Origin of the sequence: Pectobacterium sp. A5351, from assembly GCF_028335745.1 — a bacterium.
GTDB lineage: Bacteria > Pseudomonadota > Gammaproteobacteria > Enterobacterales > Enterobacteriaceae > Pectobacterium.
In genome coordinates this window covers 1104076-1128193 of record NZ_CP116477.1, presented here as the reverse complement: position 1 = coordinate 1128193, position 24118 = coordinate 1104076, and the positions used below count along the sequence as shown (strand labels likewise).

The window sequence follows — 24118 nt, the reverse complement described above, 5'->3', positions numbered from 1 at the left end:
GAGGTAGACCATGACTGTAACCAATTTTTCCGAGCTCGATCTTGATGAAAGCCTGTTAGACGCCCTGCGTGACATGGGCTACGAACGCCCGACCGCGATTCAGGCTGCGGCAATCCCACCCGCGATGGAAGGCCGCGACGTACTGGGTTCCGCGCCGACAGGAACCGGTAAAACCGCCGCCTATCTGCTGCCGGTTTTGCAGCATCTTATCGATTTCCCTCGTAAAAAATCAGGTCCGCCTCGTATTCTGATCCTCACGCCAACCCGTGAACTCGCCATGCAGGTAGCCGATCAGGCGCGTGCGTTTTCGGCACATACGCACCTGGATGTCGCCACGATCACCGGCGGCGTAGCCTACATGAACCACGCTGAAGTCTTCAGTGAAAATCAGGATATCGTCGTCGCGACGACGGGCCGCCTGCTGCAATACATCAAAGAAGAAAACTTCGATTGCCGCGCAGTAGAAACGCTGATTCTGGATGAAGCGGACAGAATGCTGGACATGGGCTTCGCTCAGGATATTGAACACATCGCCGGGGAAACCCGCTGGCGTAAGCAAACGCTGCTGTTTTCTGCGACGCTAGAAGGGGACGCGATCAAAGATTTCGCCGAGCGTTTGCTCAACGATCCGGTTGAAATCGAATCCGATCCATCTCGTCGGGAACGCAAAAAAATTCTGCAATGGTATTACCGCGCAGACGACATCAAACACAAAACCGCCCTGCTCTGCCATCAGTTAAAACAGCCGGATGTGACGCGTTCTATCGTCTTCGTGCGCAAACGTGAACGTGTGCATGAGCTGGTTGCCTGGCTGCGTGAAGCGGGCATTACCGCCTGCTATCTCGAAGGTGAAATGGTGCAGGCCAAACGTAACGAAGCGATCAAACGCCTGAGTGACGGGCGCGTCAACGTTCTGGTTGCTACGGACGTGGCGGCACGCGGCATCGATATTAACGATGTCAGCCACGTCTTCAACTTCGATTTACCACGCACATCGGACACTTATCTTCACCGTATTGGCCGCACTGGCCGCGCAGGTCGTAAAGGCTGTGCTATCTCTTTCGTCGAAGCGCACGATCATCTGCTGCTGGGAAAAATCAGCCGCTACCTGAATGAACCGCTAAAGCCGCGCGTCATTGATGAACTCCGCCCAACGACCAAGGCACCAAGCCCTAAAACCACGGGCAAACCGTCGAAAAAAGTGCTGGCTCAGAGAAAAGAGAAGAAAGCGAAGGAAAAAGAAAAAGTTAAGGTGAAAGTTCGCCATCGCGATAGCAAAAATATCGGTAAGCGTCGTCAGCCAACGCAGAAAGCCGATGAGCCGTCAGGCGAATAATAGTGATATAAAACAGAGATGTAAAAAAGGGAGCCTCGGCTAATGCTAGTCACTTAAGCATGGGTTTAGGGGGAAACACGGTGATGAGGCTCCCGCAGGGATGCCTCGCATCGTGGTAGCCCCCGGTATCTCGATCCTTAACCGATCGGCATTAGGAGCCTCGGCTCCCTTTTTGTTAAGGCTTGGGCAACAGCTTACAGACTTTCGGTAAACGTACGGGCGATAACATCGCGCTGCTGTTCTGGCGTCAGTGAGTTGAAACGCACAGCGTAACCAGATACACGGATGGTCAGCTGTGGGTATTTTTCTGGATGCTTAACGGCATCTTCCAGCGTCTCACGGCGCAGAACGTTCACGTTCAGGTGCTGACCGCCTTCCACACGCACTTCAGGTTTGATTTCCAGCGGAATTTCACGATACTCGATCTGACCCAGATCGCTCACAGGAACGATTTGATCTTCGCTATAGCCTGATTTAGCACACACGCAACGCGCCTGTGATTTTTCTTCGTCCAGCAACCAGAAAGAATTGATCAGCGCGCTGTCGTTAGCCTTGGTGATTTGAATACCCGTAACCATAATTGCCTCCGTAAAACGGCGTGTTATTGTCTTAGTTAAAACTGATTTAGTTAACATCGTTATCGGTAAAAATTGACGAATTTCGTAACGATCGTATAAAACCGTTTGTATCTGCCTTCTTATATACCAGCCTGATAACTGGGCATCCTTGACTTAAATCAATTTTAAAACCCCACCACTTAACTGCATGAAGGCAATTTATTGTTTTATATCAATTTTACCAAGACACCAAATTGCAAATATTTTTGTAAATTTTCAATTTTTTTCAAAAGAAGCCCTTTTCGTTCAGAGAACGGCGGTTACAGTTTTACCTCGGCACGATAGATCGGTAAGCTACCCGCAACACCATTCAACCTGTAAAAAAAGAGTGCATGATGGCGACCTCTCTCACTTGGCATGACGTGCTGGCACAAGAAAAGCAGCAGCCTTATTTCATCAATACCCTTGAATTTATAGGGAAAGAACGCTCAGCGGGTAAAACAATCTATCCCCCGCAGAAGGATGTTTTCAACGCGTTCCGCTTTACCGAACTGCATCAGGTCAAAGTCGTCATTCTGGGACAAGACCCCTATCACGGCCCGAATCAGGCACACGGGCTGTCATTTTCTGTCCGCCCGGGTGTACCTGCTCCGCCTTCTCTGGCCAATATTTATAAAGAATTGGCGAGCGACATCCCTGGATTTGAAATTCCACGACACGGTTTTCTGCAAAGTTGGGCAGAGCAAGGCGTTTTACTGCTCAACACGGTATTAACCGTTGAAGCCGGGCAGGCACATTCGCATGCTAACCTGGGCTGGGAAACGTTTACCGATCGCGTCATTGCGGCACTCAATGAGCAACGGGAAGGTCTGGTCTTTCTGCTATGGGGCTCGCATGCACAGAAAAAAGGCAACATTATTGACCAACACCGCCACCATATTCTGAAATCGCCGCATCCTTCCCCCCTATCTGCACACCGCGGTTTCTTGGGCTGTAAGCATTTTTCGCAGGCTAATCAGCTTCTCGAACAGCAAGGGCTATCGCCAATAGACTGGACGCCAAGGCTCCCGGAAGAGGCTTAAACGATGACGGTTTGGTTGTCTTCAAAGCACGAGGGCGGCCAACGATCTTTTATAAGGAAACATTGACAAAGAACCGTCCACAAACAACCGATGACAAACGTATTGAGCAGATTAAGGATGTTGATTGAATCAAAATAAATCGAGAGAACAGGATAATAAGAAAGGATAAGAGAATTTGGTGGAGCTAAGCGGGATCGAACCGCTGACCTCTTGCATGCCATGCAAGCGCTCTCCCAGCTGAGCTATAGCCCCACAATGTGTGGAATGTTCGTGATACTCAACCAAACAGAGGGAGTGTTTGGTGGAGCTAAGCGGGATCGAACCGCTGACCTCTTGCATGCCATGCAAGCGCTCTCCCAGCTGAGCTATAGCCCCGTATCTTACAGCATCACCGTGAAAGCAAGTACTGTACGAACGCGTCGCATAATATGAAACCCGATTAACAGTGTCAACGGCTAAATCCGGTAATCCGATTAACCGCTGAAAAAGACGCCAAAGGTGAGAAAAAACAGACGACAATTTCGATGTTATCCCATCACAAGCACAATAAAAAGCTGCTAACGATAACGCGATTTATTATCATCACTCTACGTTACGCTTCTGCCTTCGACTATAAGCCCTATCACATGCGCTATTTTCCTATGATTGTATTCTCTCTGATGGTATCTGCGTCTGGTATTTTGCCCGTTCGGGCACAGCCAACCATTCCTGATATTACCGAACATGCAAAAGCCCAATTTGAGATCAGGCAAGTCGAAATAAAAAGCAACGCGCAACATGCTTATCGACTTTTTATCGCACTTCCCCGCCCCCCCGCACCAGAAGGTGGCTATCCGGTTCTGTATATGCTGGATGGCAATGCCCAGTTTCCTGTTGCCGTAAACAGCTACAATGCAAAAAATGGCGCAGCACCGCTGATTATCGCCATCGGTTATCCAATCGATAAGCCTTACGATGTTCCCGCCAGAACGCGTGACTACACGCCGCCGACAACGCTCACCGATCCAGATTTTGCCGCAGGCGGCGAAGCCGAAGCATTTTATCAATTCCTGCAATCCACGGTAAAGCCCTGGGTTGAAGCGAACTACGCAGTAAATAAGCAAAAACAAACGCTGGCCGGGCACTCTTTCGGCGGTCTGTTTACGCTCTATACGCTTTTTAACCATACCGAATCTTTCCAGCGTTATGTTGCCGCAAGCCCGTCTATCTGGTGGGGAAATGGCGTCGTGATTCCGGTAAGAACGCCGCTGCTCGCTACACCACCGCTGTCAATCACCGTCACGGCAGGAGCAAATGAAGATGAGCCAGCCAAAACGCAGGCGGGTAAGCCTGTTGATGAAAAGCGGGCAGAACGGCTCAGCCAAAGAAAAATGGTGGAAAGAGCAACGGCACTGGTCGCACAGCTCAATGAACAAGGCACAAAAGCCGACTTTATTCTGTTCCCCGGTAAAGGACATGGCGACGTGATCCCTGATGCCATCGGTAAAGCAGTTGCTATTGCCGGTCAATAATCTCCATACCACACCATAAAAAAATGAACCCCAGCTTCTGGCCGGGGTTCATTTTATATAACGCTATTCACGCAATAACGATTACTGCTGCGCTTCGCGCTCGGCGATGAACGCCAGTGCTTTATCAATGCGCGTCAGCGAACGCTGTTGACCAATTGCATGCACCGTAACGTCAACGCCTGGAGACTGGCCCGCGCCTGTTACCGCAACGCGCAGCGGCATACCGACTTTACCCATGCCCTGACCCAGCTCATCCGCCGTGCCCTGAATGGCGTGATGGATGTTCTCTGGCGTCCAGCCCGTGATCGCAGCCAGTTTCTCGCGAACCAGCTCAAGCGGCTGACGCGCAACCGGGCGCAGGTGTTTCTTCGCAGCATCGGCGTCAAACTCAGCAAAATCTTCATAGAAATAACGGCAAGAATCCGCCATTTCTTTCAGCGTCTTGCAACGCTCGCCCAGTAAACCAACCAGCTCGCTCAACTGCGGCCCGGTACGGGTATCAATCCTTGCCTGCTCGATATGCCATGACAGATGCGTGGCCACGTATTCTGCGGGTAAATGGTTAATATAGTGATGGTTCAACCATTGCAGCTTCTCGGTATTGAAAGCACTCGCCGATTTGTTCACAGCGTCCAGCGAGAACAGCGATTTCATTTCATCAATAGAGAAGATTTCCTGATCGCCAGAAGACCAGCCTAAACGCACCAGATAGTTCAGCAGTGCTTCCGGCAGGTAGCCGTCATCACGGTATTGCATCACACCGACAGCGCCGTGACGTTTGGACAATTTCTTACCATCGTCGCCCAGGATCATCGACACATGCGCATATTCTGGCACGGGTGCGCCCAGCGCTTTCAGGATGTTGATCTGGCGCGGCGTGTTGTTGATATGGTCTTCACCACGGATAACGTGCGTGATTTCCATATCCCAGTCATCGATAACGACACAGAAATTGTAGGTCGGTGAACCGTCAGTACGGCGAATAATCAGATCATCGAGTTCCTGATTGCTGAATTCGATCGGCCCGCGGATGCGGTCATTGAAGATGACCGAGCCTTCCTGAGGGTTGAGGAAACGCACGACGTGCGGCTCATTATCAGCATGATGTTCGTGAGAACCACGGCAACAGCCGTCGTAACGTGGCTTATCACCCTTTTCCATCTGCTGCTCACGCAGTGCTTCCAGACGCTCTTTAGAACAGTAGCACTTATATGCCGTACCGTTTTCCAGCATCTGATCGATTACTGCGTTGTAACGGTCAAAACGTTTAGTCTGGTAGTACGGGCCTTCATCCCAGTTCAGGCTCAGCCAGTTCATACCATCCATAATGGCATCAATCGCGTCCTGAGTTGAACGCTCCAGATCGGTATCTTCAATACGCAGCACAAACTCGCCGTCATGATGACGGGCAAACAACCAGGAGTACAGTGCGGTGCGAGCGCCGCCGACGTGAAGATAGCCAGTAGGACTAGGGGCGAAACGGGTTTTGATTTTCATTTGGGATTACAGCCTTATTACGCAACGGCTGTCGGCATAGACCGACATAAGCTCAGAGAACAAAAGTGGGCAACATTCTATCACTCTGCTTCGATTCCTCAACGCCGTAACATGCCGCACGTGCTTTTATTCTGCTAGCGATAGCAAGATAACAGGCTGAATTGCGCAAGGATGCAGCACCAACGGCGATAAATACGACGTCTTGACTAATTTTGCAACGAACAATCATTTTAGTTTTAAAAAGCGTTGACTCACATTCAAGGATCCCTATAATGCGACTCCACACAGCGGGGGTGATTAGCTCAGCTGGGAGAGCACCTCCCTTACAAGGAGGGGGTCGGCGGTTCGATCCCGTCATCACCCACCACTCTTTACGAAAGTAAAAGTGTCTCGCTGTGTAGAGTAAGAAGATTTGAGATTGGGTGATTAGCTCAGCTGGGAGAGCACCTCCCTTACAAGGAGGGGGTCGGCGGTTCGATCCCGTCATCACCCACCAATCTCATACCAGCTGGTCTTCTTATTAGAAGTTGAAGTAAAGGTAGTTCAGAAGTGGGTGATTAGCTCAGCTGGGAGAGCACCTCCCTTACAAGGAGGGGGTCGGCGGTTCGATCCCGTCATCACCCACCACTTCTGCGGGTCGTTAGCTCAGTCGGTAGAGCAGTTGACTTTTAATCAATTGGTCGCAGGTTCGAATCCTGCACGACCCACCACTTCCGCAAAGTGATTCCTCTCTGAAGTAAATCCACCAAACCTTATACATTGCACGTGTCGTGTAGATGAGAACCTGCGTTCAGGTTCGAGCCGAGCGAAGCGAGACAGCAACGCGCCAGCGTTGACCCCGAAGGGGCGAGGCCAAAGGCCGAGTCATCCTGCACGACCCACCACTTCCGCAAAGTGATTCCCCTCTGAAATAAATCCACCAAATATTCTATTTGTCTATTTCATCTGTTTTTCAAACCAGACTACCTCGTTCGCATTAACGCGATGGGCAAGTCGAGCGGTAACATCAGCCTGCACGTCTCACTTATTTCGATGTATTACCAAGATCAAAATGAAAAAATAATTGCGGATAGAGGGCTACCCAACCTCATGATAGTGCCCCCTATCCTATTTGACCTGTGAAGGCGGGAATCCATACTGCTTCTTAAACGCGGCGCTGAAACTACTGACATGTTCATAGCACGCCAGCGCGGCAGCTTCATCGACAGACACGGCATGTCGGTGGAGCGCCTGATAGGCTCGTTCCAGCCGATGCTTACGTAGGTAGGCAGCAATAGTGATACCGTTGCGGGTACGAAAACCATTCTGCAAATCAACCGGGTTAGTCCCCAACGCCTTAGCCATCTGGCCGATACTCAGGCGATCGGCTTCGCCGCTATCCAGCCAGTCCTTCAAGCGTATCAGACAGCATTCAAGATGAGCACCAAAACGCTTTTGCCGAGGCGACGCATCAATACTTCGTAAAATGTCCGTTGCCAGATCCAGCGCGAAACTCTCGCATTGCAAACGTTGGATAAGCGAAACCGGAGACCGATCGTCGAAAGCCAGCCGGCAGGCACGTTGCAGGACATCCGAAGCGGGTTGCCAGGACAGGCTTTGCCAGTGCGCACGTCTGAATTGCAACAAACTGCTGCTGCACAGGCCGCTCTCGTTGGCGAACCGTTCGAACCAAATTGGGCTGAAACTCAGGCAGATCTTGGTTTCCCGTCGGCCTGCTTGCCAATGACGCTGAAACTGATCGCTATCCGTCAGATTAACCAGCATTGCGCGCTGGCGGGCGGAATGAGCATCGAAACGCAGACGCTGACCAGCCAGACTCACATCCGCTTGCCCCTGGAGCAGAAACGCGGCAGTAATCCCCGGTGACAGCAAATTCTGACTAAACGCATCGATCAAATCTTCACTCTGGCTCAGATACAACACCAGACCATTACCCAAGGACTGAATCCGCTGCCAACCGGCCAACACGGGCTGGTCGCTTGGCAACTCCTGGCCGAAATGCAGCTTTCCTCCCTGTTCACTGGCTGCCTGACTTAATTGGTCGCAGGTGAATACACGCATGAAACGTACCTGAATAAATATCGTCGCGCCTAACTTTTTCTTTTTTTAGCCTAAGCGAACGATTTGAATTAGAAGTATTCTCATTTGTAACATGACGGCAATCGACTGTCTAAGGTCTGTGACATTTTTCATTTTAAGGGTAACAACGCATGGTTTTACGTGTCACACAAACCGCGCTGGTCGACGCGGTGTTTCAGGAAAGCGTCAGCGCAGAGGAAATACGCGAATGGCTGGCGTGCATCGAGCACCTTCTCGAATCAAAACAACCCTTTTTCTTCATCGCCAGCACGCTAGCGCACACCGCGTTTGCCCCCGATTACCGATCCATTCAGGCATTCTGGTATCGACAGCACAAACCCGCGTTTCAGCGCTACTGCCGTGGTCTGGTGCGCATTGCCCGTGACGCAACCGAACAGGCTCGTCTGGATGCCCCCGCCCTACACCGAACCTGGGGCGTGCCGTACTTCGTCACACTGGAGAAGTCCAGTGGCTATCACTGGATTGCTGAACGCATGATGGGCATGGGTGAATGATGAAACAAACGAATGAGTTCGCGCCGATCGGCCGATTAGGACTGACGGCGATCGTGGTTCTCTATTTAGCGCATGCCCTGCCGCTGTATTTCTACAACGTCGCTCTACCAAGTATTCTGCGCAGCCAGGGGGTGGATCTGCGCTGGATAGGCATGCTTTCACTGCTTTATCTGCCCTGGGCCTGCAAATTTATCTGGGCACCGGTAATTGATCGTTATTATCTGCCTGTGCTGGGGCGTCGTCGCACCTGGTTATGGCTGACGCAAATCGCACTGGCAGGCGGTGTATTGGTTCTGGCGTTCACCGGATTGGATTACGGTTTGCTTCCATTCGTACTGATTGGATTATGGATCTCGACCTGGGCTGCCACGCAGGATATCGCCATCGACGGCTATACGGTGGAATCACTGGCAGAATCCGAGCATCGCCTTGGCAGCATGGCGCAAAGCATCGGCGTGGCGCTGGGCAGCATGATCGGCGGAGCTGGCATCCTGCTGTTGTATCAATTGTCCGGCTGGCGCAGCGCCTTGCTGTCTCTGGCGGTATTAACTGCGCTGACCATGATCGCCGTCACCTGGATTAATGAACGTCCGCAGCTATCCCCGGCATCCGAACGCCCAAATTTCGCCAATACGTTCAGGCGTCGTGAAATACGCTGGGCTTTACTGCTCATTCTGCTTTACCGACTGGTGGAAGCCCCCGCCATGGCAATGCTGACTCCGCTGCTGGTCGATCAGCAATGGACGCTGGTGGAAATCGGCCTTTTGATGTCGGTGGCGGGAGCGGGAGTCGGGTTGCTGAGTGCTGTCATCACCGCATGGGCGCTCAAACGTTACTCGTCCGACGTACTGCTGGTTCGCGCTGGCTGGCTGCGCAGCGGCGTCTATCTGTTGCTCGCCGCGCTGCTCTACAGCGGCTCAGCCATGATGTCAGGATTTTGGCTCGGCACACTGGTCATCGTGATGTTGGCGATCCGCTACATGGCCATGACCAGCCTTTATGCGCTGTTCATGCGCCTGTGCTCCCGCCGACAGGCTGGCACCGACTTCACCGTGCTGGTGTGCTTTGAACTTCTGGTATTTTTCCTTGGCGGTTCGCTTTCCGGCTTTCTCGCCGCAGGGCTGGGCTATGGCGCTTATTATCTGCTGCTCGGCGTGCTGTCGCTACTTAGCGTTCTGCTGTGCCGACCGCTCATCAGACAACATCTGACCAAAACCATTTAACCCTTATCATTCAGTTATTCAGGAGACATTATGCGATATCTTGCGCCCCCCGCGCGGGTAACCTTCTTGAGTCTGGCCATCAGTGCGCAGGCGTATGCACAGACCGATACGCCTCCCGTACAGGACACCGATGTCATGACGGTAACGGCGGCCCGCTCGGTGAAAAACATTGCCGACATCGCCGGGACGGTTTACAGCATTGAACGCGAAGATATCGCCAAACAATCCTCCGCAGGCAGGTCTACCGCCGATATCCTCGGTCAGTTGGTACCAGGTCTGGCTACCGCCTCCGGTACCACCAGTAACTACGGTATGACCATGCGCGGACGCACCGTTCAGGTCATGATCGACGGCGTACCCCTGACCGGTTCGCGCGATGGCTCGCGGCAGCTCAACAGCATCTCACCGACAATGATCGAACGTGTCGAAGTCGTATCGGGTGCCACAAGCCTCTATGGCGCGGGTGCTACAGGCGGCATAATCAATATCATCACCCGTAATGCCGATGATGAACCTTATGCTTTCAGCAGCCAGTTTGGATTGAAAAGCGTAGATAAGCCGTCGACATCCGATCTGGCCTACAGCGGTACGCAAACCGCCTCTTTCCATAACGATGACGTCAGCGGTTTTGCCGGGCTGAGCTATACCTCACAAGGGGACATGCGCAATGCCCACGGCGATCGAATCGGGCCGGAAATCGCCCAAACCGATCGTCAGAACACGACCAGTCTCGATTTCAACAGTCGGCTGACCTGGAATCTGGATGACAACCAGCAGTTGAGCGGCGCGTTCAGGTATTACAATGATGAGCAAGACAGCGACTACGGCCCGGATTATGGCCCTGGATTGGCCGCGCTGTTCAGTCCCGCAACGTTTCAGCCCAGCCTCAAGGGCATCAAAGGGCTGCAACTTGACGACCAGCCCCGTACCCGGCACTACGGCTTCAATACCCAATACCAGAATCGAGACATACTGGGCGGCCAGCAGTTGACGGCTGAAGCTTATTATCGCAAAGAGCAATCACGCTGGTTCCCTTCCGTCTCTGCGGTCACACACTCAGCGCTGCCAGGCGGCAGCACGTATGTAGCCATGCAATCCAATACGGATATTGATGTCTGGGGCGTGCATACCGCATTGCAAAAAAACCTGAATCTGGCAGGACGCGACCTACAGTTAACCTATGGTCTTGACTACGAACAGGAAAAAGACAGCCAGAATGGGCAGTCCTACGGTATCAACACCTTCATCGCCAGTAACGGCTTGCGTTATCAAGCCGAAAACCGTTACGCCATGGGGCCGGATGTTCAAGTGGACAAAACCGGCCTATTCTTGCAATCGGACTATGCGCTGACTCAACGTCTTAACCTACAGGCAGGTCTGCGCCACGAAATCATCCGCAACAAGGTTTCCACCTCAACGCCTTACAGCGAAGCCATCACGGCAGATCGGGTAGCAGGCTATCAGGCCAGGCAGCTAGAAGGCGGTCAAGTGAAGCACGGCGAAACGTTGTATAACCTGGGGTTAGTGTACCAGTTGACCGATACCCATCAACTGTTCACCAATTTTTCTCAAGGCTTCAGCCTGCCCGACACACAGCGCATGTTGCGCGACGTACCGGCGACATTCACCATTAACGGCGACAGTATCGACTCCATCAAAGTCAACAACTATGAGCTCGGTTGGCGTATGAGGGATAACCGTGGCCTGAATGCTGGCGTTACTGCGTTCTACAACACGTCCGATAAAGTGGTGCAGTTCAACCGTGACTACAGTGTATCAGTCGCCGATACCAACGAACGTATTTGGGGCATGGAAGGCAACCTGCAATATCCGCTGTCTGAAAGCTGGAATGTTGGCGGCACGCTTGCCTATACCCGGGGCGAATATAAAGACGCCGCTGGCGAATGGCGCGAACTGAATGCGTTCCGAGTCGCGCCGCTGAAAGCCACATTATACAGCGACTGGACATTCGCTGATGGATACGGATTACGTCTGCAATCCCTGACCGTCGGCGGAACCGACCGCGCTTATAATGATGCTAAATACGCTACTGTCAGCTCAAGCATTCGCTCCACGCCAGCAGCCAAGATTCAGGGTTATACCGTGTTCGACCTCATCGCGCATGCTCCGTTGTTGGGCGGCCAAGTCGGCTTTGGCATCTACAATCTGGCCAATCGTGACTATAAAACCGTCTACAGCCAACAGGCCGAAGCCACCTATGGCAAACTCTCCAGTCTGCCAGCGCAAGGCCGCACGTTCGCTCTGACGTATTCGATTGACTATTGAAACGCAAAGTAGCCGATACGGCAGCGTGATGTTCTGCGCTGCCATTAGGCACCTTCTCAAACATCAGCGATAGATGGGTGTTGAACGCTCATCTACCGTTAGCCGCCGCAATCGCGGTGCTATTCTTATACTGCGTTTATCATGTTCACGTAATTTTTTGACAGAAAATGTCAAATTTATTGGTTTTCTATTCAGTCCCTAAATCGACGACACTGCCGCATTACGTAAATGCATTATCAATAAGCTCTTTTTGCTCACTTATGAGGTTGTCTAGTATGATTTCTCAGTTGAATCAGTGGTTCACGCGTTTAACCGATCATCCCGATGCAGGTAAACTTTTGCTGCGTTTAACCGTGGGTATCCTGCTGCTGTTTCACGGCGGAGCAAAAATTGAGCACGGTGTGGGTTGGATTGTACAGATGCTGCAAGGCGCAGGCCTGCCAGGTTTTATCGCTTACGGCGTTTACGTCGGCGAAGTCGTTGCCCCGATTCTGATCATTCTGGGCGTATTTACCCGTATCTCCGGCCTGATTGCCGCGCTGACGCTGGTTGTGGCTACGCTGATGGTTGGCACGGGTAAATTCTTCACCCTGACTAACGTGGGTGCCTGGGCGCTGGAAGTGGAAGCACTCTATTTCTTCGCGGGCATTATCATCATGCTGGTGGGCAGCGGCCGTTACTCTGTTGCCTCTAACCCCGCTTATCGCTAATCCTTGCCATACGGCGAGCCTTTCCGATAAAAGCAAAAAACCCGTGAGTTTCGCGGGTTTTTTGTTTCAATCATCTACCGATCAGATTTCCCAATCGTGGCTATAACGCTTGGGTTTGAACTGAATCACATCGCCTTTCTGTAACCCTTGCAGGCTTGCATCATCTTTGGCGACTTCCGCTTCAATCAGCTCTGACTGTTCACCCAGCTTCAACGACAGGCGCGTTAACGCACCGAGTGGGCGAATATCGCGTACCGTCACCGCCTGATAACCTTCCTGCGCCTGAACGGATAACGACACTTCGTGAGGACGGAACAGAATCGTCTCTTCCGTCTGTGCCACTTTCAACCGGTTACTGTCGCCAAGGAAATGGTAAACAAACTCGCTAGCTGGGTTGTTATACACCTCCGCTGGCGTGCCGATTTGCTCAATCACACCTTTGTTCATCAGCACGATGCGATCGGCGACTTCCATCGCTTCTTCCTGATCGTGCGTCACAAATACCGATGTCAGATCGATATCTTCATGCAGTTGAGACAGCCAGCGGCGCAGCTCTTTGCGCACCTTGGCATCCAGTGCGCCAAAAGGTTCATCCAGCAGCAGAATGCTCGGTTCGACGATCAACGCACGCGCCAGCGCAATACGCTGCCGCTGACCGCCGGAAAGCTGCTCAGGATAACGATCCCCCAGCCAGTCCAGTTGCACCAGATTCAGCAGCTCATGCACTTTCTTTTCGATTTCACTCTTTGATGGCCGGATATTTTTCGGCTTCATGCGTAGCCCAAACGCGACGTTATCGAACACGGTCATGTGACGAAACAGCGCATAGTGCTGGAATACAAACCCTACGTTGCGTTTGCGCACATCGTGGACGGACACATCCTGACCGTGGAAAATAATACTGCCGCTATCCGGCTGTTCCAGCCCGGCGATAATACGCAGCAGCGTCGTCTTACCGCAGCCCGATGGCCCCAACAGCGCCACCAGCTCGCCGCTGTGGATCGACAAATTAATCTCGTTCAGCGCCCGAAACTGGCCAAATTGTTTATTAATATTGCGAATCTCAATGCTCATTTTTGGCCAACTCCTGTTGTTTCTGTATTTGCTTCGTCAATCGACCTTCACTCCACTGGCGCAGTAACAGCACCACCAGCGACATGATCAGCAGCAGAATCGCCACGCTGAAGGCCGCAACGATGTTGTACTCGTTATAAAGAATTTCGATGTGCAGCGGCAGCGTGTTCGTCAGGCCGCGAATATGGCCGGAAATGACGGAAACAGCGCCAAATTCCCCCATCGCACGCGCGGTACACAGCACCACACCGTAGATCAGCGCCCACTTCACATTCGGCAGCGTAATGTGCCAGAACATCTGCCAGCCGTTCGCCCCCAGCAGACGCGCCGCTTCTTCTTCCTGCGACCCCTGTTCTTCCATCAGCGGGATCAGCTCACGGGCAACATAAGGCAGCGTGACGAAAATCGTCGCCAACACAATGCCCGGTACGGCGTAAACAATTTGCAGATCGTGTTCAAGCAGGAAGGGATAAATCTTGCTTTGCGCGCCAAACAGCAGCACATAAACCAACCCCGCCACAACGGGGGAAACGGAAAACGGCAGATCGATCAGCGCCAGCAAAAAGCTCTTGCCACGAAATTCGAATTTCGTCACACACCACGCCGTCGCCAGTCCGAACACCACGTTTAATGGCACGGAAATGACGGTCGCAAGCAGCGTCAGCTTAAGTGCGGAGATCGCATCCGGTTCGGTAATCGCGTCCCAAAATGCGCCGACGCCTTTATCCAGCCCCTGAGTGACGACCATCATCAGCGGCAGCACCAGAATCAGGAAAAAGACGACCCACGCGAGTGAAACCAGAATGTAATAGGCGGCGGGCTGTTTTTTTCTTTTAGCCGCGTTGGCCTGAGTGGAAATAACCTGTTCCATGACGACCGGCCCTTACAGTTTCGGTTGAATGCGGCGCTGCAACACGTTAATCAGCAGCAGCATAATGAAAGAAACCAGCAGCATGAATACGCCGATCCCTGTTGCTCCCTTGTAGTCATACTGATCCAGCTTGGAGACGATCAGCAGCGGTAGAATTTCGGTTTTAAACGGAATATTCCCCGCGATAAACACCACAGAACCGTATTCCCCAACGCCGCGCGCAAAGGCCAGTGCAAAACCCGTCAGCCACGCCGGCAACAACGCAGGCAGCAACACATGGCGGAAAACCTGAAGCGGACGCGCGCCCAGACAGGCTGCGGCCTCCTCGACTTCTTTAGGAATATCAGCGAGCACCGGTTGCAGCGTTCTGACCACAAAGGGCAGCGTCACGAAAATAAGTGCCAGCGTGATACCAATACCGGTATAGGCAATTTTGAACGGAAACAGTGAGCCAATCAGGCCATTCGGTGCATACAACGCCGTCAGGGCAATCCCCGCGACTGCGGTTGGCAGCGCGAAGGGCATGTCGATCATGGCATCGATCACTTTACGGCCGGGAAAGGTATAACGCACAAGCACCCAGGCCAGTAACGTCCCGAGAATGCCGTTAATAAAAGCCGCCGCCAGCGCCGTACCAAACGAAAGCCGCAGGGAGAAAAGCACCTGACGGCTGGTTATCAAATCCCAAAATTGACCAAACGTTAGTTGGCTGGCATATAAAAACATCCCCGCCAACGGAATGAGGACAATTAATCCTAAATAGCTCAGGCTGAACCCTAACGTTAGCCCGAAACCGGGAATCACTGAGGAAGAACGCTGTGACATACCGTGCCTTTAATTTTCATACTCACTACCCAGCCAACAACTGCTTGCCGACACGCGCTACCTGACAAAAGGTTTAAGGCTGCTATCAACTCATGCCGATCGTTTAAGCATCGAGATACACGGGGCGACCACAGGGGTGAGGCCTCCCTGCGGGAACCTCCCCCTGTGTTTCCCCTAATAACGGGCTTAAGTGATCAGTATTACGCTGTCGCCAACCTTTTAACCTGAAAAAAGCCGCTAGGTGATAGCGGCCTTAATCCGTCAGACGTTAAAACTTACTTATTGATCTCTTTAAAGATTGCATCGAACACGCCGCCATCGTTAAAGAATTTGTCCTGTGCCGCTTTCCAGCCGCCGAAATCCTTATCAATCGTCACCAGATTCACAGGGGCAAACTGATCTTTAAACTCTTCGGCAATCTTGGCGTTGCGCGGACGGTAGAAATTTTTACCAATGATGCGCTGCGCTTCATCGCTGTAGAGGTATTGCAGGTAGGCTTCAGCCTGTTTCTGCGTTCCCTTGCGCTCAACGACTTTGTCCACTACGGCAACCGGCGGTTCAGCCAGAATCGATAGAGACGGTGTGACGATCTCAAGCTGATCGCCGCCCTGCTCTTGCAGAGACAGGTACGCTTCATTTTCCCATGCCAGCAGCACATCGCCTAACTGACGTTGTACAAAGCTAATGGTTGCCCCACGCGCACCAGTGTCCAGAACTGGCGCATGGCGATACAACTCAGTCACAAATTTCAGCGCAGTTTCATCATTGCCGCCCGGTTGCGCTTTGGCATAGGCCCACGCCGCCAGGAAGTTCCAACGCGCGCCACCAGAGGTTTTCGGGTTTGGCGTGATGACTTCAACGCCCGGCTTCACCAAATCGTTCCAGTCTTTGATTTGCTTTGGATTACCTTTACGTACCAGAAAAACGATGGTGGAGGTGTAAGGGGTGCTGTTGTCAGGCAGACGTGCCTGCCATTTAGGATCGATCAGTTGTTGATTCAGATTTAATGCATCAATATCACCAGCCAGCGCCAGCGTCACCACATCAGCCTGCAAGCCGTCAATCACCGAACGTGCCTGCTTTCCAGAACCGCCGTGCGAGTTTTTGATGGTGATATCTTCACCGGTGGTCGCTTTCCAATGCTTAATAAACGCCGCATTGTATTGCTGATACAGTTCACGTGTTGGATCGTAAGACACGTTTAATAATTCGGTAGCCGCCGAGGCCACACCGGAAAACAACAGTGCTGCCGTAGCAACAGATAACCCCAGACGACGTATTGACATTCTTATCACTCCCTAATGCTCGAAAGTATCAGATAAAATCATGACGGATGTGACTGATTAATAACTTAAATAATTCAACTTGCAGGACAAAACGCGATCGTTTTGCACCGCACACATGCAGCTTGAAATAGGACGGGTATATCAGGCTGACAACATGGAAGTGACAATAGTGGATATAGGGAGGGGGCAAAAATATTGTTTCGCGATAATTTATGCTATCGCGTTATATTGTTAATGGTTATGTCATAGTTTTCAATCTAAGCAATTTTATTGCCGTTGACGACGTTTTGCGAGGGAAGATGGGGTCACCCTGATGCCCTGTGGCATCAGGTGAGTGCGGCGGGAAAACCAGCTTGAGTCAGGATGGGCGTAAACGCCGTTTCTTTCGGCCCTACTCTTCTTCATCGAGTTGCAAAGCCACGTACAGCAGCAAACGATCGTCGAAATTCCCCAGATCTAACCCCGTCAGTTCAGAGATACGGTTGAGACGATACTCCAGCGTATTGCGATGAATAAACAGCGCTTTCGCCGTCGCTCCAGGCTGAACGTTATTACGGAACCAAGCCCCCAGCGTCCGACGCAACAAACCATTTCCGTCCATTGCTTTCAGCTTCGAGAGTGGCCGCACCAGCTCGTTTGCCTGCCAGCCGCCGCGCAGGCTGTCCAACAGTACGGGCAACATCAGATCCTGATAGTAATAACAGCGCTGAGCGGGCATACGCTGCTTACCCACGCTCATGGTCGTACGTGCCGTGCGATAAGAACGCGCAATACTGCCAGGGCCGGCAAAATAGTTTCCTAGCGCCAGCCGTACCCGTAGCCGGCTGCTTTCCGCCATGCGCGACATCAGCGTATCCACCCGACGTCGGTGCTCCTCTGCATCCCAGCGTCCGTGGGGATTCAACGCCGGTTTCAGCACCACCATTTCCGTCAACGAAACGATAGCGATAAGGTTGTCACGTTCCGGCGTGGTCAGCAGCGTTTGCAACTGCTGTAGCTCCGCCATAGCGGAATCCACCCCGAGCTGCCCGCTGTCCACTTCGATCACCGCCGCGACGCGGGGTTTATTCAGATCGATGCCCAAGCGCTGCGCCCACTCCATCAGGGCGGGAGAAAGATCGTCGGTGCGAATCAGGTTCAGTACCAGCTCTTCACGCAGGCGGCTATCCTGCGCCAGCATATGCAGCAGCCTCGCCTGTTCGAGCATCATTTCCGCCGTCATGCAGACCAGTTCGCCGTATTGCCTTAGCTGGCTGGGGTTGCCCGTCAGGCCGATAACGCCGACAATTTCACCGTCGATGCGCAGGGGTAAATTGATGCCAGGACGCACGCCGTGCAGGTGGCGCGCCACGGCATCATCAATATCGACAACCCGTCCCTGCGAGAGCGCCAGCAGTGCCCCTTCATGTAACTCCCCCAATCGTTCCTGATCGCCACTGCCGATAATCTTACCGCGAGCATCCATCACGTTGATATTGCTATCAATGATCTGCATGGTTCGTGCGACAATATCCTGTGCCATCTTGGCATTGAGATGATACGACGCCATTTTTACCTCTGAGAGGAACATTGACAATTGCACCAGCATATCGCCACACCGTGCGCCACACATTGTGCAAATTAACAAAGAAACGGGAATTAGATTAAATCTGTGGAAGAACTCACAAAAGCACGTTCATGAAAAAGCGGGAAACGATCGGGCACCTAAGTGCCCGATCAGTCGGTCAACGTAACAAGTTGTCTTAAAAGGCAATTATCCACTTGCACGTTGAACAGAGCGGTTATTGAGCCAGCAGATAAATCGTGCTGTCACCACGCCGCACATTCAGCGCCAAGACTGCCGGTTTGCTGTCGAGAATTTTACGTAACTCGCCAATATTCTGTACCACCTGCTGGTTAACCCCGAGAATAATGTCGTCCTTCTTCAGGCCAACTTTAGCTGCGGCAGAACCGGGTTTGACGTTATCAACCTTAACGCCTTTTTCACCGTCCACTTGAGTATTACTCAGCTCGGCACCGTCAATGCCAGAATAGAGATTGCCGGAAGCCACCTGAGCCTGATTACTCTGTTGCAGCGTCACCTCGACCGTCAGCGGTTTACCCTCACGCAGCAGGCCCAGCGCCACTTTGCTGCCCACCGGCAGCGAGCCAACCTGCGCACGCAGCGCGGAGAAGCTGCTGACCGCTTTTCCATTCAGCGTCACGATCACATCGCCCGCCTTGATGCCCGCCTCATCGGCTGCTGACTTCGGCCGAACCTGGCTCACAAACGCGCCGCGCTGGGCATCAACCTTCATCGCCTGCGCCAGTTCGGAGTTCAGCTCCGTCCCGGTGATGCCTAGTTCACCGCGTTTCACTTCGCCAAATTCGACAATCTGCGCCACGACGCTTTTCACCATATTGCTGGGGATAGCGAAACCAATTCCGATATTGCCGCCATCTGGTGCAAGAATCGCGGTATTCAGCCCAACCAGTTCTCCATTCAGGTTCACCAGTGCCCCACCGGAATTCCCCCGGTTGATCGCCGCATCGGTCTGAATAAAGTTCTCGTAGTTTTCAATATTCAACCCACTGCGCCCCAGCGCAGACACAATACCCGATGTCGCCGTTTCCCCCAGACCATATGGGTTACCGATCGCTACCGTATAGTCACCGACCCGCAGTTGGTCGGAATCTGCGACCTTGATAGCCGTCAGATTTTTAAAGTCTTTCAACTGCACCAGCGCGATATCGGAACGCGGATCTTTGCCTAATACTTTGCCGTCATACTTGCGGCCATCGCTGAGTCGAATCTGAATCTTATCAGCGTTATCCACCACATGGCTATTGGTCACCACGTAGCCTTTTTCCGCGTTGATCACCACACCGGCACCCAGCGACTGGAAATTTTCCTGCTGTGGCGCGTCGCCGTCATCATCACCTTCTCCCTGACACATCGGCGATGACTGGAACGGCGATCCCTCTTGGCAGAAAGGCGAATTCTCACCAAAGAATGGCTGAAGCTGCGGCGGGATGCCTTCTTTTCCCGCATTGGTGGTATGCCCTTCCACATAGATACTCACCACGGAAGGCATGACATTTTCCAGCATGGGGGCCAGGCTAGGAAGTTGACCCGATGACGCGGAAGATGCCGCTGACTCAGCCGCATTCGCCGTGGTGGAACCCATCGCCATCGCCAGGCTTAACGCCAGCGCACTCAGAACCAGTGATTTTCTTTTCATAGGAATCTATCTCATAGTAATCAACACGCGAGTCTTACGGCCTGTGTACCCGACACCGGATACACTCAGTGGTCGTGCTGTATGAGATAAATATGGACCAACAATGTTCCCGAGGGGAAGATCGTGAAGCGTAAGGAAATATTGAACGGCTTTACAAAACTCACCATTTCCATTGCTGCTCGTCGCTAATCTGCCGCCATCAGCTTGCGGTATTCGTCGTAGGCGTACAAATCCGTCATGCCGCTGATGTAATCCTGAATCAGACGCGCCCGATAGTAATACTCACGGACGATTCGCTCACTTTCGGGTAAGGCTTCCAGCGCGGCAACCGCTTCGCAATAGGCCAGACAGTGCTTGCTGGATAGCTTGTGATAAAGCCGCGTTTCAATCGGGTAGCGCCTATGTGTATCCTCACGGACAAGCTGGCTGAAATCCTGATAGGGCATCTCGAGCAGTGGGCTATAAATATCCAGCAGGCCGCGAATTACGCGATCCCCCTGTAGCTCCAGTTGCTCAACCTCATGATGATTAAAAACGTGCTTTAAGGCGACGTGTTTGAAAATGCCTAGCAGGCGATTCTGCGGGCTATCGTCTTCGAGCAACGCCTGATTGAACGATCCGGCATAAACCTCTGGCAGGTTGTCGATAAAACGCAGCGCGGCATGCGGCACCATCTGCCCCACGGTATAAACGCGAAGATTCATGAAGAACTGATCGTCATGACTACGCCATTGAAAGCGCTCACGCTCTTTGTAGGCCCGTTCGATCGTTTTAGCGAAAATGTCTTTCTCTGCCCCTTCGCCCCAATTCTCACGCAGGCGATCGTAAAGCTCTTCGATCGTGAGAATCTCTTTCTCGACGGCATCTTCCAGATCTGCAATGCAGTAGGACACATCATCCGCCGCTTCCATAATGTAACTTAGCGGATGACGATGAAATTCCCCCATATCCAGCTCTTCACGCAGTCTGGCGACAAACGCTTCTTCTGCCAGATAATAGCCCGGCTTCTTCATCAAATAATGGTAATCCGCCGGAAGCTCACCATGCCAATACGCCGGGCGGGTATATTTCAAAATACAGGCCACCTGCCCGTAGGTCAGATTGAGCTTCAGCAACGTGTGTACCAGCCGGATCGCCTGTGCGTTGCCTTCAAAGTGGCTCAGATCCTGCCGGATCTGCCCACGTAATTCGTCCAACCCATCCTGCTGCATCCGCAGCACAGGGACGTTACAGTCATCGACCCGTTCCGGGGATGCATTGTCCAGATAATGGCTATCCAGCAATGTTCTGAACCATTGATTAATCGCGGACTCGCCAAAGTGCCCAAACGGCGGATTGCCAATGTCATGCATCAGGCACGCCATTTCGACCATGCTTTCAAACGGCGTTTGTCTGTCTGCCAGACCCAGCGACACCAGCCGTCCATCGGCTTGCAGGCGGTGCAAAATCTCTTTGGCGATATAGCGCCCCACCTGCTGAACTTCCATCGAATGGGTCAGACGGGAACGGACAGCAGCATTACGTTCCAGCGGAAAGACCTGGGTTTTTTGCTGTAAGCGGCGGATGGCGGCGGAGTTAATAATACGACCACGATCGCTCTCAAACTGGCGCACAATCGCATATTCACTGTCAGCCGTTTTAGGTCGGCTGAAATGCCGCTGAAAGCTCATTTTTTTGGCGAAATCAATATCAGACATACGGTTCTCCATGTCATCCCGCTACAGCACAATGATGGACACTCCATCTCATCCCGCTAGCCATGATAGACTAACGTCCGCGATATACACCTAATGCTGGTCATTTAACGATCGAGATACACGGTGCGACCACAGGGGTGAGGCATCCCTGCGGGAACCTCCCCCTGTGTTTCCTCTAAAATGGGACTTCAGTGACCAACATTAGGTATACGCCTTCCATTTATAACAGAATTTGCGGGGAACCTTATGAAAGTCGGTATTATCGGCGCGATGGAACAAGAAGTAACGCTGCTGCGCGATCGGATTGAAAACCGTCAAACCTTCCAGCGGGCAGGTTGCGAAATTTACACCGGACACATCAACGGCGTAGAAGTCGCGCTGCTGAAATCCGGTATCGGCAAAGTTTCCGCCGCACTCGGCACCACGCTGCTGCTGGAACACAGCAAGCCAGACGTCGTGATTAACACTGGTTCCGCTGGCGGACTGGCCCCCACCTTAAACGTGGGTGATATCGTGGTGTCTGATGAAGTACGTTACCACGATGCCGACGTCACAGCCTTTGGCTATGAGCCCGGCCAGATGGCGGGCTGCCCTGCCGCTTTCCCTGCCGATGAAAAACTCATCGCGCTGACACAGGAAACCATTACCGATTTACAACTGAACGCCGTGCGCGGTTTGGTTGTCAGCGGTGATGCCTTCATTAACGGCGCAGAACCATTAGCCCGTATCCGTACGACTTTCCCGAACGCCATTGCCGTGGAAATGGAAGCGACGGCAATCGCGCATGTCTGCCACCAGTTTGCCGTCCCGTTTGTGGTGGTGCGTGCCATTTCTGATGTGGCCGATAAAGCATCACACCTGAGTTTCGATGAATTCCTGGGCGTTGCAGCACAGCAATCCACGCGGATGGTGGAAGCCATTCTAGCCAAACTGGCCGCACGCTAATCGTGACAGTCAGGTTCTTCTGCTGGCTGACCGGGCTACTGCTCTGCACCGCCGCTTATGCCATTCCGCAGCGTGTCATTAGCCTCGCGCCGCACGCGACGGAAATGGCCTATGCGGCTGGCATGGGCGAACAGCTGATTGCGGTCAGCGCCTGGTCAGATTACCCGCCAGATGCGAAAACGCTGGAACAGGTGGCTTCCTGGCAGGGAATCAATTTGGAGCGCATCCTCGCCCTCAAGCCCGATCTGATTCTGGCCTGGCGCGAGGGTAACCCGCAGCGACCGCTGGAGCAGCTTGCCAACTTCTCGATACCCATCGTTTATCTGGATGCGAAAACGTTAGACGATATCCCCGCATCATTGCGGCAGTTGGCGACCTACAGCCGCCATCCTGAGCAAGCAGAACAAGCTGCGACAGATTTTCAGCAGGAAATAAGCAGGCTACAGCGCGCCAGCGAGAGGCATAATACCGCTCCATTGCGGGTATTCATTCAATTCGGCACTCAGCCGCTGTTTACCTCTTCGCAAGCGACGCTGCAAAGCCAAATCGTTTCACTGTGCGGCGCAGAAAATGTCTTTAGCGACAGCCCGGTGCCCTGGCCGCAGGTCAGCCGCGAACAGGTGTTAAGGCGGCAGCCACAGGCCATTATTGTTGGTGGGACGCCAGATCGCATTGCCAGCGTGCAGGCGTTTTGGCAACCGCAGCTAGCCGTGCCGGTAGTTACCGTGAATGAAGACTGGTTTAGCCGCAGTGGCCCACGTTTGTTACTGGCAGCCCGGCAAATTTGTTCTCAGTTAGAGGAATTACGACCCACATTTTCGTCAGCAAAGTGATTGTTAATTAACACCGTGAAATCATTCCGATAACAATAGCTTCATTAATATACAACTTGTAACACTAGCAGACTTTTATTTCGCCAATGATTGCCGATAATCTGAGCATAACGGTGGAATCATAGACACCAATAAAAGGTGTTAGCTACCGCTCGGCAATAAAGCCAAAGCAGTACGAAATGAGAAAATTTTGAACCGATATCGGTTCCTTTAACACCAGGTAAAATAAACATGAAAAGTGCGTTGCTTTGCGCAAGTCTGCTGATCGCAGCTTGTGGGACTGCCTATGCAGGAAGTAGCGGCGGGCAAATTAATGCCCAATTGACGATATTGCCGTCGTGTGGCGTAACGCCACAATTCGGTCAATATCAAATGACATGTAACGTAGCCTCTGTACCTCAACCTAAAATTACTGAGTCACGCATTCAGGTCGATCAGGCAAAATATTCTACCGCTTCGGCAAAAACGACGCAGGGTACGGAAACGCGTTTGATTACGGTCGAATGGTAATCACAGTAAAAGAACATCTGCGAGAAAAAACCGTGTCTTGTTGTCAGGACACGGTTTTTA

General features: G+C 52.5%; 20 protein-coding genes, 6 tRNA genes and 1 other RNA gene. 15 read left to right on the top strand and 12 right to left on the bottom strand.

Annotation, left to right across the window (positions count from 1 at the left end; all coding sequences use genetic code 11):
* The first annotated feature begins 10 nt into the window (after window positions 1–10).
* Complete coding sequence (gene srmB / locus O1Q74_RS05415; protein WP_271876784.1) at window positions 11–1336, top strand: ATP-dependent RNA helicase SrmB; 1326 nt, start codon at window positions 11–13, stop codon at window positions 1334–1336.
* 194 nt (window positions 1337–1530) lie between these two features.
* On the opposite strand, the gene grcA is transcribed toward srmB, so the two are convergent.
* Complete coding sequence (grcA, locus tag O1Q74_RS05410; RefSeq protein ID WP_180743908.1) at window positions 1531–1914, bottom strand: autonomous glycyl radical cofactor GrcA; 384 nt, start codon at window positions 1912–1914, stop codon at window positions 1531–1533.
* Between the two features lie 374 nt (window positions 1915–2288).
* On the opposite strand from grcA, the gene ung reads away from it, so the two are divergent.
* Window positions 2289–2975: a uracil-DNA glycosylase gene (gene ung, locus O1Q74_RS05405; protein WP_271876781.1), complete on the top strand. Its 687-nt coding sequence runs from the start codon at window positions 2289–2291 to the stop codon at window positions 2973–2975.
* Between the two features lie 176 nt (window positions 2976–3151).
* Here the strand turns inward: ung and O1Q74_RS05400 are convergent.
* Window positions 3152–3227: transfer RNA gene (locus O1Q74_RS05400), tRNA-Ala, on the bottom strand.
* A 47-nt stretch (window positions 3228–3274) separates the two neighbouring features.
* Window positions 3275–3350 (bottom strand) — tRNA-Ala (locus O1Q74_RS05395).
* Window positions 3351–3616: 266 nt separating this feature from the next.
* Here O1Q74_RS05395 and O1Q74_RS05390 point away from each other — a divergent pair.
* Entirely contained in the window at window positions 3617–4486 is an 870-nt protein-coding gene (locus O1Q74_RS05390; RefSeq protein WP_271876779.1) for an alpha/beta hydrolase, read from the top strand.
* An 81-nt stretch (window positions 4487–4567) separates the two neighbouring features.
* Here O1Q74_RS05390 and gltX read toward each other — a convergent pair whose 3' ends face one another.
* The gene (gene gltX / locus O1Q74_RS05385; RefSeq protein WP_271876776.1) at window positions 4568–5983 is read right to left on the bottom strand and encodes a glutamate--tRNA ligase; all 1416 of its coding nucleotides are present in this window, start codon (window positions 5981–5983) and stop codon (window positions 4568–4570) included.
* A 291-nt stretch (window positions 5984–6274) separates the two neighbouring features.
* Between gltX and O1Q74_RS05380 the strand changes: the two genes are divergently transcribed.
* From O1Q74_RS05380 to O1Q74_RS05360, 5 genes are all read left to right on the top strand, one after another.
* Window positions 6275–6350, top strand: a tRNA-Val gene (locus O1Q74_RS05380).
* Window positions 6351–6403: 53 nt separating this feature from the next.
* Window positions 6404–6479: transfer RNA gene (locus tag O1Q74_RS05375), tRNA-Val, on the top strand.
* Between the two features lie 55 nt (window positions 6480–6534).
* Window positions 6535–6610 (top strand) — tRNA-Val (locus O1Q74_RS05370).
* A gap of 7 nt (window positions 6611–6617) precedes the next feature.
* A tRNA-Lys gene (locus tag O1Q74_RS05365) sits at window positions 6618–6693 on the top strand.
* A 46-nt stretch (window positions 6694–6739) separates the two neighbouring features.
* Window positions 6740–6867: non-coding RNA, RtT sRNA (locus tag O1Q74_RS05360), on the top strand.
* A gap of 223 nt (window positions 6868–7090) precedes the next feature.
* On the opposite strand, the gene O1Q74_RS05355 is transcribed toward O1Q74_RS05360, so the two are convergent.
* Window positions 7091–8044, bottom strand: coding sequence for a helix-turn-helix transcriptional regulator (locus tag O1Q74_RS05355; RefSeq protein WP_271876773.1), 954 nt, complete (start codon window positions 8042–8044; stop codon window positions 7091–7093).
* Between the two features lie 149 nt (window positions 8045–8193).
* Between O1Q74_RS05355 and O1Q74_RS05350 the strand changes: the two genes are divergently transcribed.
* From O1Q74_RS05350 to O1Q74_RS05335, 4 genes are all read left to right on the top strand, one after another.
* Window positions 8194–8577, top strand: coding sequence for a hypothetical protein (locus O1Q74_RS05350; RefSeq protein WP_271876769.1), 384 nt, complete (start codon window positions 8194–8196; stop codon window positions 8575–8577).
* Complete coding sequence (locus tag O1Q74_RS05345; RefSeq protein WP_271876766.1) at window positions 8574–9800, top strand: MFS transporter; 1227 nt, start codon at window positions 8574–8576, stop codon at window positions 9798–9800. The genes O1Q74_RS05350 and O1Q74_RS05345 overlap by 4 nt, the downstream gene beginning before the upstream one ends.
* A gap of 30 nt (window positions 9801–9830) precedes the next feature.
* Window positions 9831–12086 carry a TonB-dependent receptor gene (locus O1Q74_RS05340; protein ID WP_271876763.1) on the top strand — a complete coding sequence of 752 codons (2256 nt, stop codon included), beginning with the start codon at window positions 9831–9833 and terminating at the stop codon, window positions 12084–12086.
* A gap of 275 nt (window positions 12087–12361) precedes the next feature.
* Entirely contained in the window at window positions 12362–12796 is a 435-nt protein-coding gene (locus O1Q74_RS05335) for a DoxX family protein (protein ID WP_271876760.1), read from the top strand.
* A gap of 81 nt (window positions 12797–12877) precedes the next feature.
* Here O1Q74_RS05335 and O1Q74_RS05330 read toward each other — a convergent pair whose 3' ends face one another.
* From O1Q74_RS05330 to dgt, 7 genes are all read right to left on the bottom strand, one after another.
* Entirely contained in the window at window positions 12878–13870 is a 993-nt protein-coding gene (locus tag O1Q74_RS05330) for a sulfate/molybdate ABC transporter ATP-binding protein (protein WP_271876757.1), read from the bottom strand.
* Window positions 13860–14741 (bottom strand): sulfate ABC transporter permease subunit CysW, encoded by an 882-nt coding sequence (cysW, locus tag O1Q74_RS05325; RefSeq protein ID WP_271876754.1) that lies wholly within the window; start codon window positions 14739–14741, stop codon window positions 13860–13862. The genes O1Q74_RS05330 and cysW overlap by 11 nt, the downstream gene beginning before the upstream one ends.
* Before the next feature lie 12 nt (window positions 14742–14753).
* Entirely contained in the window at window positions 14754–15566 is an 813-nt protein-coding gene (gene cysT / locus O1Q74_RS05320; RefSeq protein WP_010280704.1) for a sulfate ABC transporter permease subunit CysT, read from the bottom strand.
* Between the two features lie 275 nt (window positions 15567–15841).
* Window positions 15842–16846: a sulfate ABC transporter substrate-binding protein gene (locus O1Q74_RS05315; protein ID WP_369987577.1), complete on the bottom strand. Its 1005-nt coding sequence runs from the start codon at window positions 16844–16846 to the stop codon at window positions 15842–15844.
* 397 nt (window positions 16847–17243) lie between these two features.
* Window positions 17244–18401, bottom strand: a complete 1158-nt coding sequence (locus O1Q74_RS05310) for a CdaR family transcriptional regulator (protein ID WP_271876748.1) — start codon at window positions 18399–18401, stop codon at window positions 17244–17246.
* 232 nt (window positions 18402–18633) lie between these two features.
* Window positions 18634–20073 carry a serine endoprotease DegP gene (gene degP / locus O1Q74_RS05305; protein WP_271876745.1) on the bottom strand — a complete coding sequence of 480 codons (1440 nt, stop codon included), beginning with the start codon at window positions 20071–20073 and terminating at the stop codon, window positions 18634–18636.
* Between the two features lie 185 nt (window positions 20074–20258).
* A complete protein-coding gene (gene dgt, locus O1Q74_RS05300; protein WP_271876742.1) occupies window positions 20259–21770 on the bottom strand; it encodes a dGTPase in 1512 nt (503 codons plus the stop codon).
* A gap of 246 nt (window positions 21771–22016) precedes the next feature.
* Here dgt and mtnN point away from each other — a divergent pair, with 246 nt between their 5' ends.
* The 3 genes from mtnN to O1Q74_RS05285 all read left to right on the top strand — a co-directional run bounded on the left by mtnN (window position 22017) and on the right by O1Q74_RS05285 (window position 24058).
* Window positions 22017–22715: a 5'-methylthioadenosine/S-adenosylhomocysteine nucleosidase gene (gene mtnN, locus O1Q74_RS05295; RefSeq protein WP_271876739.1), complete on the top strand. Its 699-nt coding sequence runs from the start codon at window positions 22017–22019 to the stop codon at window positions 22713–22715.
* A gap of 2 nt (window positions 22716–22717) precedes the next feature.
* Window positions 22718–23548, top strand: coding sequence for a vitamin B12 ABC transporter substrate-binding protein BtuF (btuF, locus tag O1Q74_RS05290; RefSeq protein WP_271876736.1), 831 nt, complete (start codon window positions 22718–22720; stop codon window positions 23546–23548).
* Window positions 23549–23779: 231 nt separating this feature from the next.
* Window positions 23780–24058, top strand: coding sequence for a hypothetical protein (locus tag O1Q74_RS05285; protein ID WP_271876733.1), 279 nt, complete (start codon window positions 23780–23782; stop codon window positions 24056–24058).
* Window positions 24059–24118 lie beyond the last annotated feature (60 nt).

What these genes read in the sequence shown, in the direction of transcription:
- O1Q74_RS05390 (WP_271876779.1), top strand. Translation starts at nt 3,617, where the DNA reads ATGATTGTATTCTCTCTGATGGTATCTGCGTCTGGTATTTTGCCCGTT.
- srmB (WP_271876784.1), top strand. Translation starts at nt 11, where the DNA reads ATGACTGTAACCAATTTTTCCGAGCTCGATCTTGATGAAAGCCTGTTA.
- O1Q74_RS05350 (WP_271876769.1), top strand. Translation starts at nt 8,194, where the DNA reads ATGGTTTTACGTGTCACACAAACCGCGCTGGTCGACGCGGTGTTTCAG.
- O1Q74_RS05340 (WP_271876763.1), top strand. Translation starts at nt 9,831, where the DNA reads ATGCGATATCTTGCGCCCCCCGCGCGGGTAACCTTCTTGAGTCTGGCC.
- O1Q74_RS05335 (WP_271876760.1), top strand. Translation starts at nt 12,362, where the DNA reads ATGATTTCTCAGTTGAATCAGTGGTTCACGCGTTTAACCGATCATCCC.
- cysT (WP_010280704.1), bottom strand. Translation starts at nt 15,566, where the DNA reads ATGTCACAGCGTTCTTCCTCAGTGATTCCCGGTTTCGGGCTAACGTTA.
- O1Q74_RS05285 (WP_271876733.1), top strand. Translation starts at nt 23,780, where the DNA reads ATGAAAAGTGCGTTGCTTTGCGCAAGTCTGCTGATCGCAGCTTGTGGG.
- O1Q74_RS05345 (WP_271876766.1), top strand. Translation starts at nt 8,574, where the DNA reads ATGATGAAACAAACGAATGAGTTCGCGCCGATCGGCCGATTAGGACTG.
- gltX (WP_271876776.1), bottom strand. Translation starts at nt 5,983, where the DNA reads ATGAAAATCAAAACCCGTTTCGCCCCTAGTCCTACTGGCTATCTTCAC.
- cysW (WP_271876754.1), bottom strand. Translation starts at nt 14,741, where the DNA reads ATGGAACAGGTTATTTCCACTCAGGCCAACGCGGCTAAAAGAAAAAAA.
- ung (WP_271876781.1), top strand. Translation starts at nt 2,289, where the DNA reads ATGGCGACCTCTCTCACTTGGCATGACGTGCTGGCACAAGAAAAGCAG.
- grcA (WP_180743908.1), bottom strand. Translation starts at nt 1,914, where the DNA reads ATGGTTACGGGTATTCAAATCACCAAGGCTAACGACAGCGCGCTGATC.
- O1Q74_RS05310 (WP_271876748.1), bottom strand. Translation starts at nt 18,401, where the DNA reads ATGGCGTCGTATCATCTCAATGCCAAGATGGCACAGGATATTGTCGCA.
- mtnN (WP_271876739.1), top strand. Translation starts at nt 22,017, where the DNA reads ATGAAAGTCGGTATTATCGGCGCGATGGAACAAGAAGTAACGCTGCTG.
- O1Q74_RS05355 (WP_271876773.1), bottom strand. Translation starts at nt 8,044, where the DNA reads ATGCGTGTATTCACCTGCGACCAATTAAGTCAGGCAGCCAGTGAACAG.
- degP (WP_271876745.1), bottom strand. Translation starts at nt 20,073, where the DNA reads ATGAAAAGAAAATCACTGGTTCTGAGTGCGCTGGCGTTAAGCCTGGCG.
- O1Q74_RS05330 (WP_271876757.1), bottom strand. Translation starts at nt 13,870, where the DNA reads ATGAGCATTGAGATTCGCAATATTAATAAACAATTTGGCCAGTTTCGG.
- dgt (WP_271876742.1), bottom strand. Translation starts at nt 21,770, where the DNA reads ATGTCTGATATTGATTTCGCCAAAAAAATGAGCTTTCAGCGGCATTTC.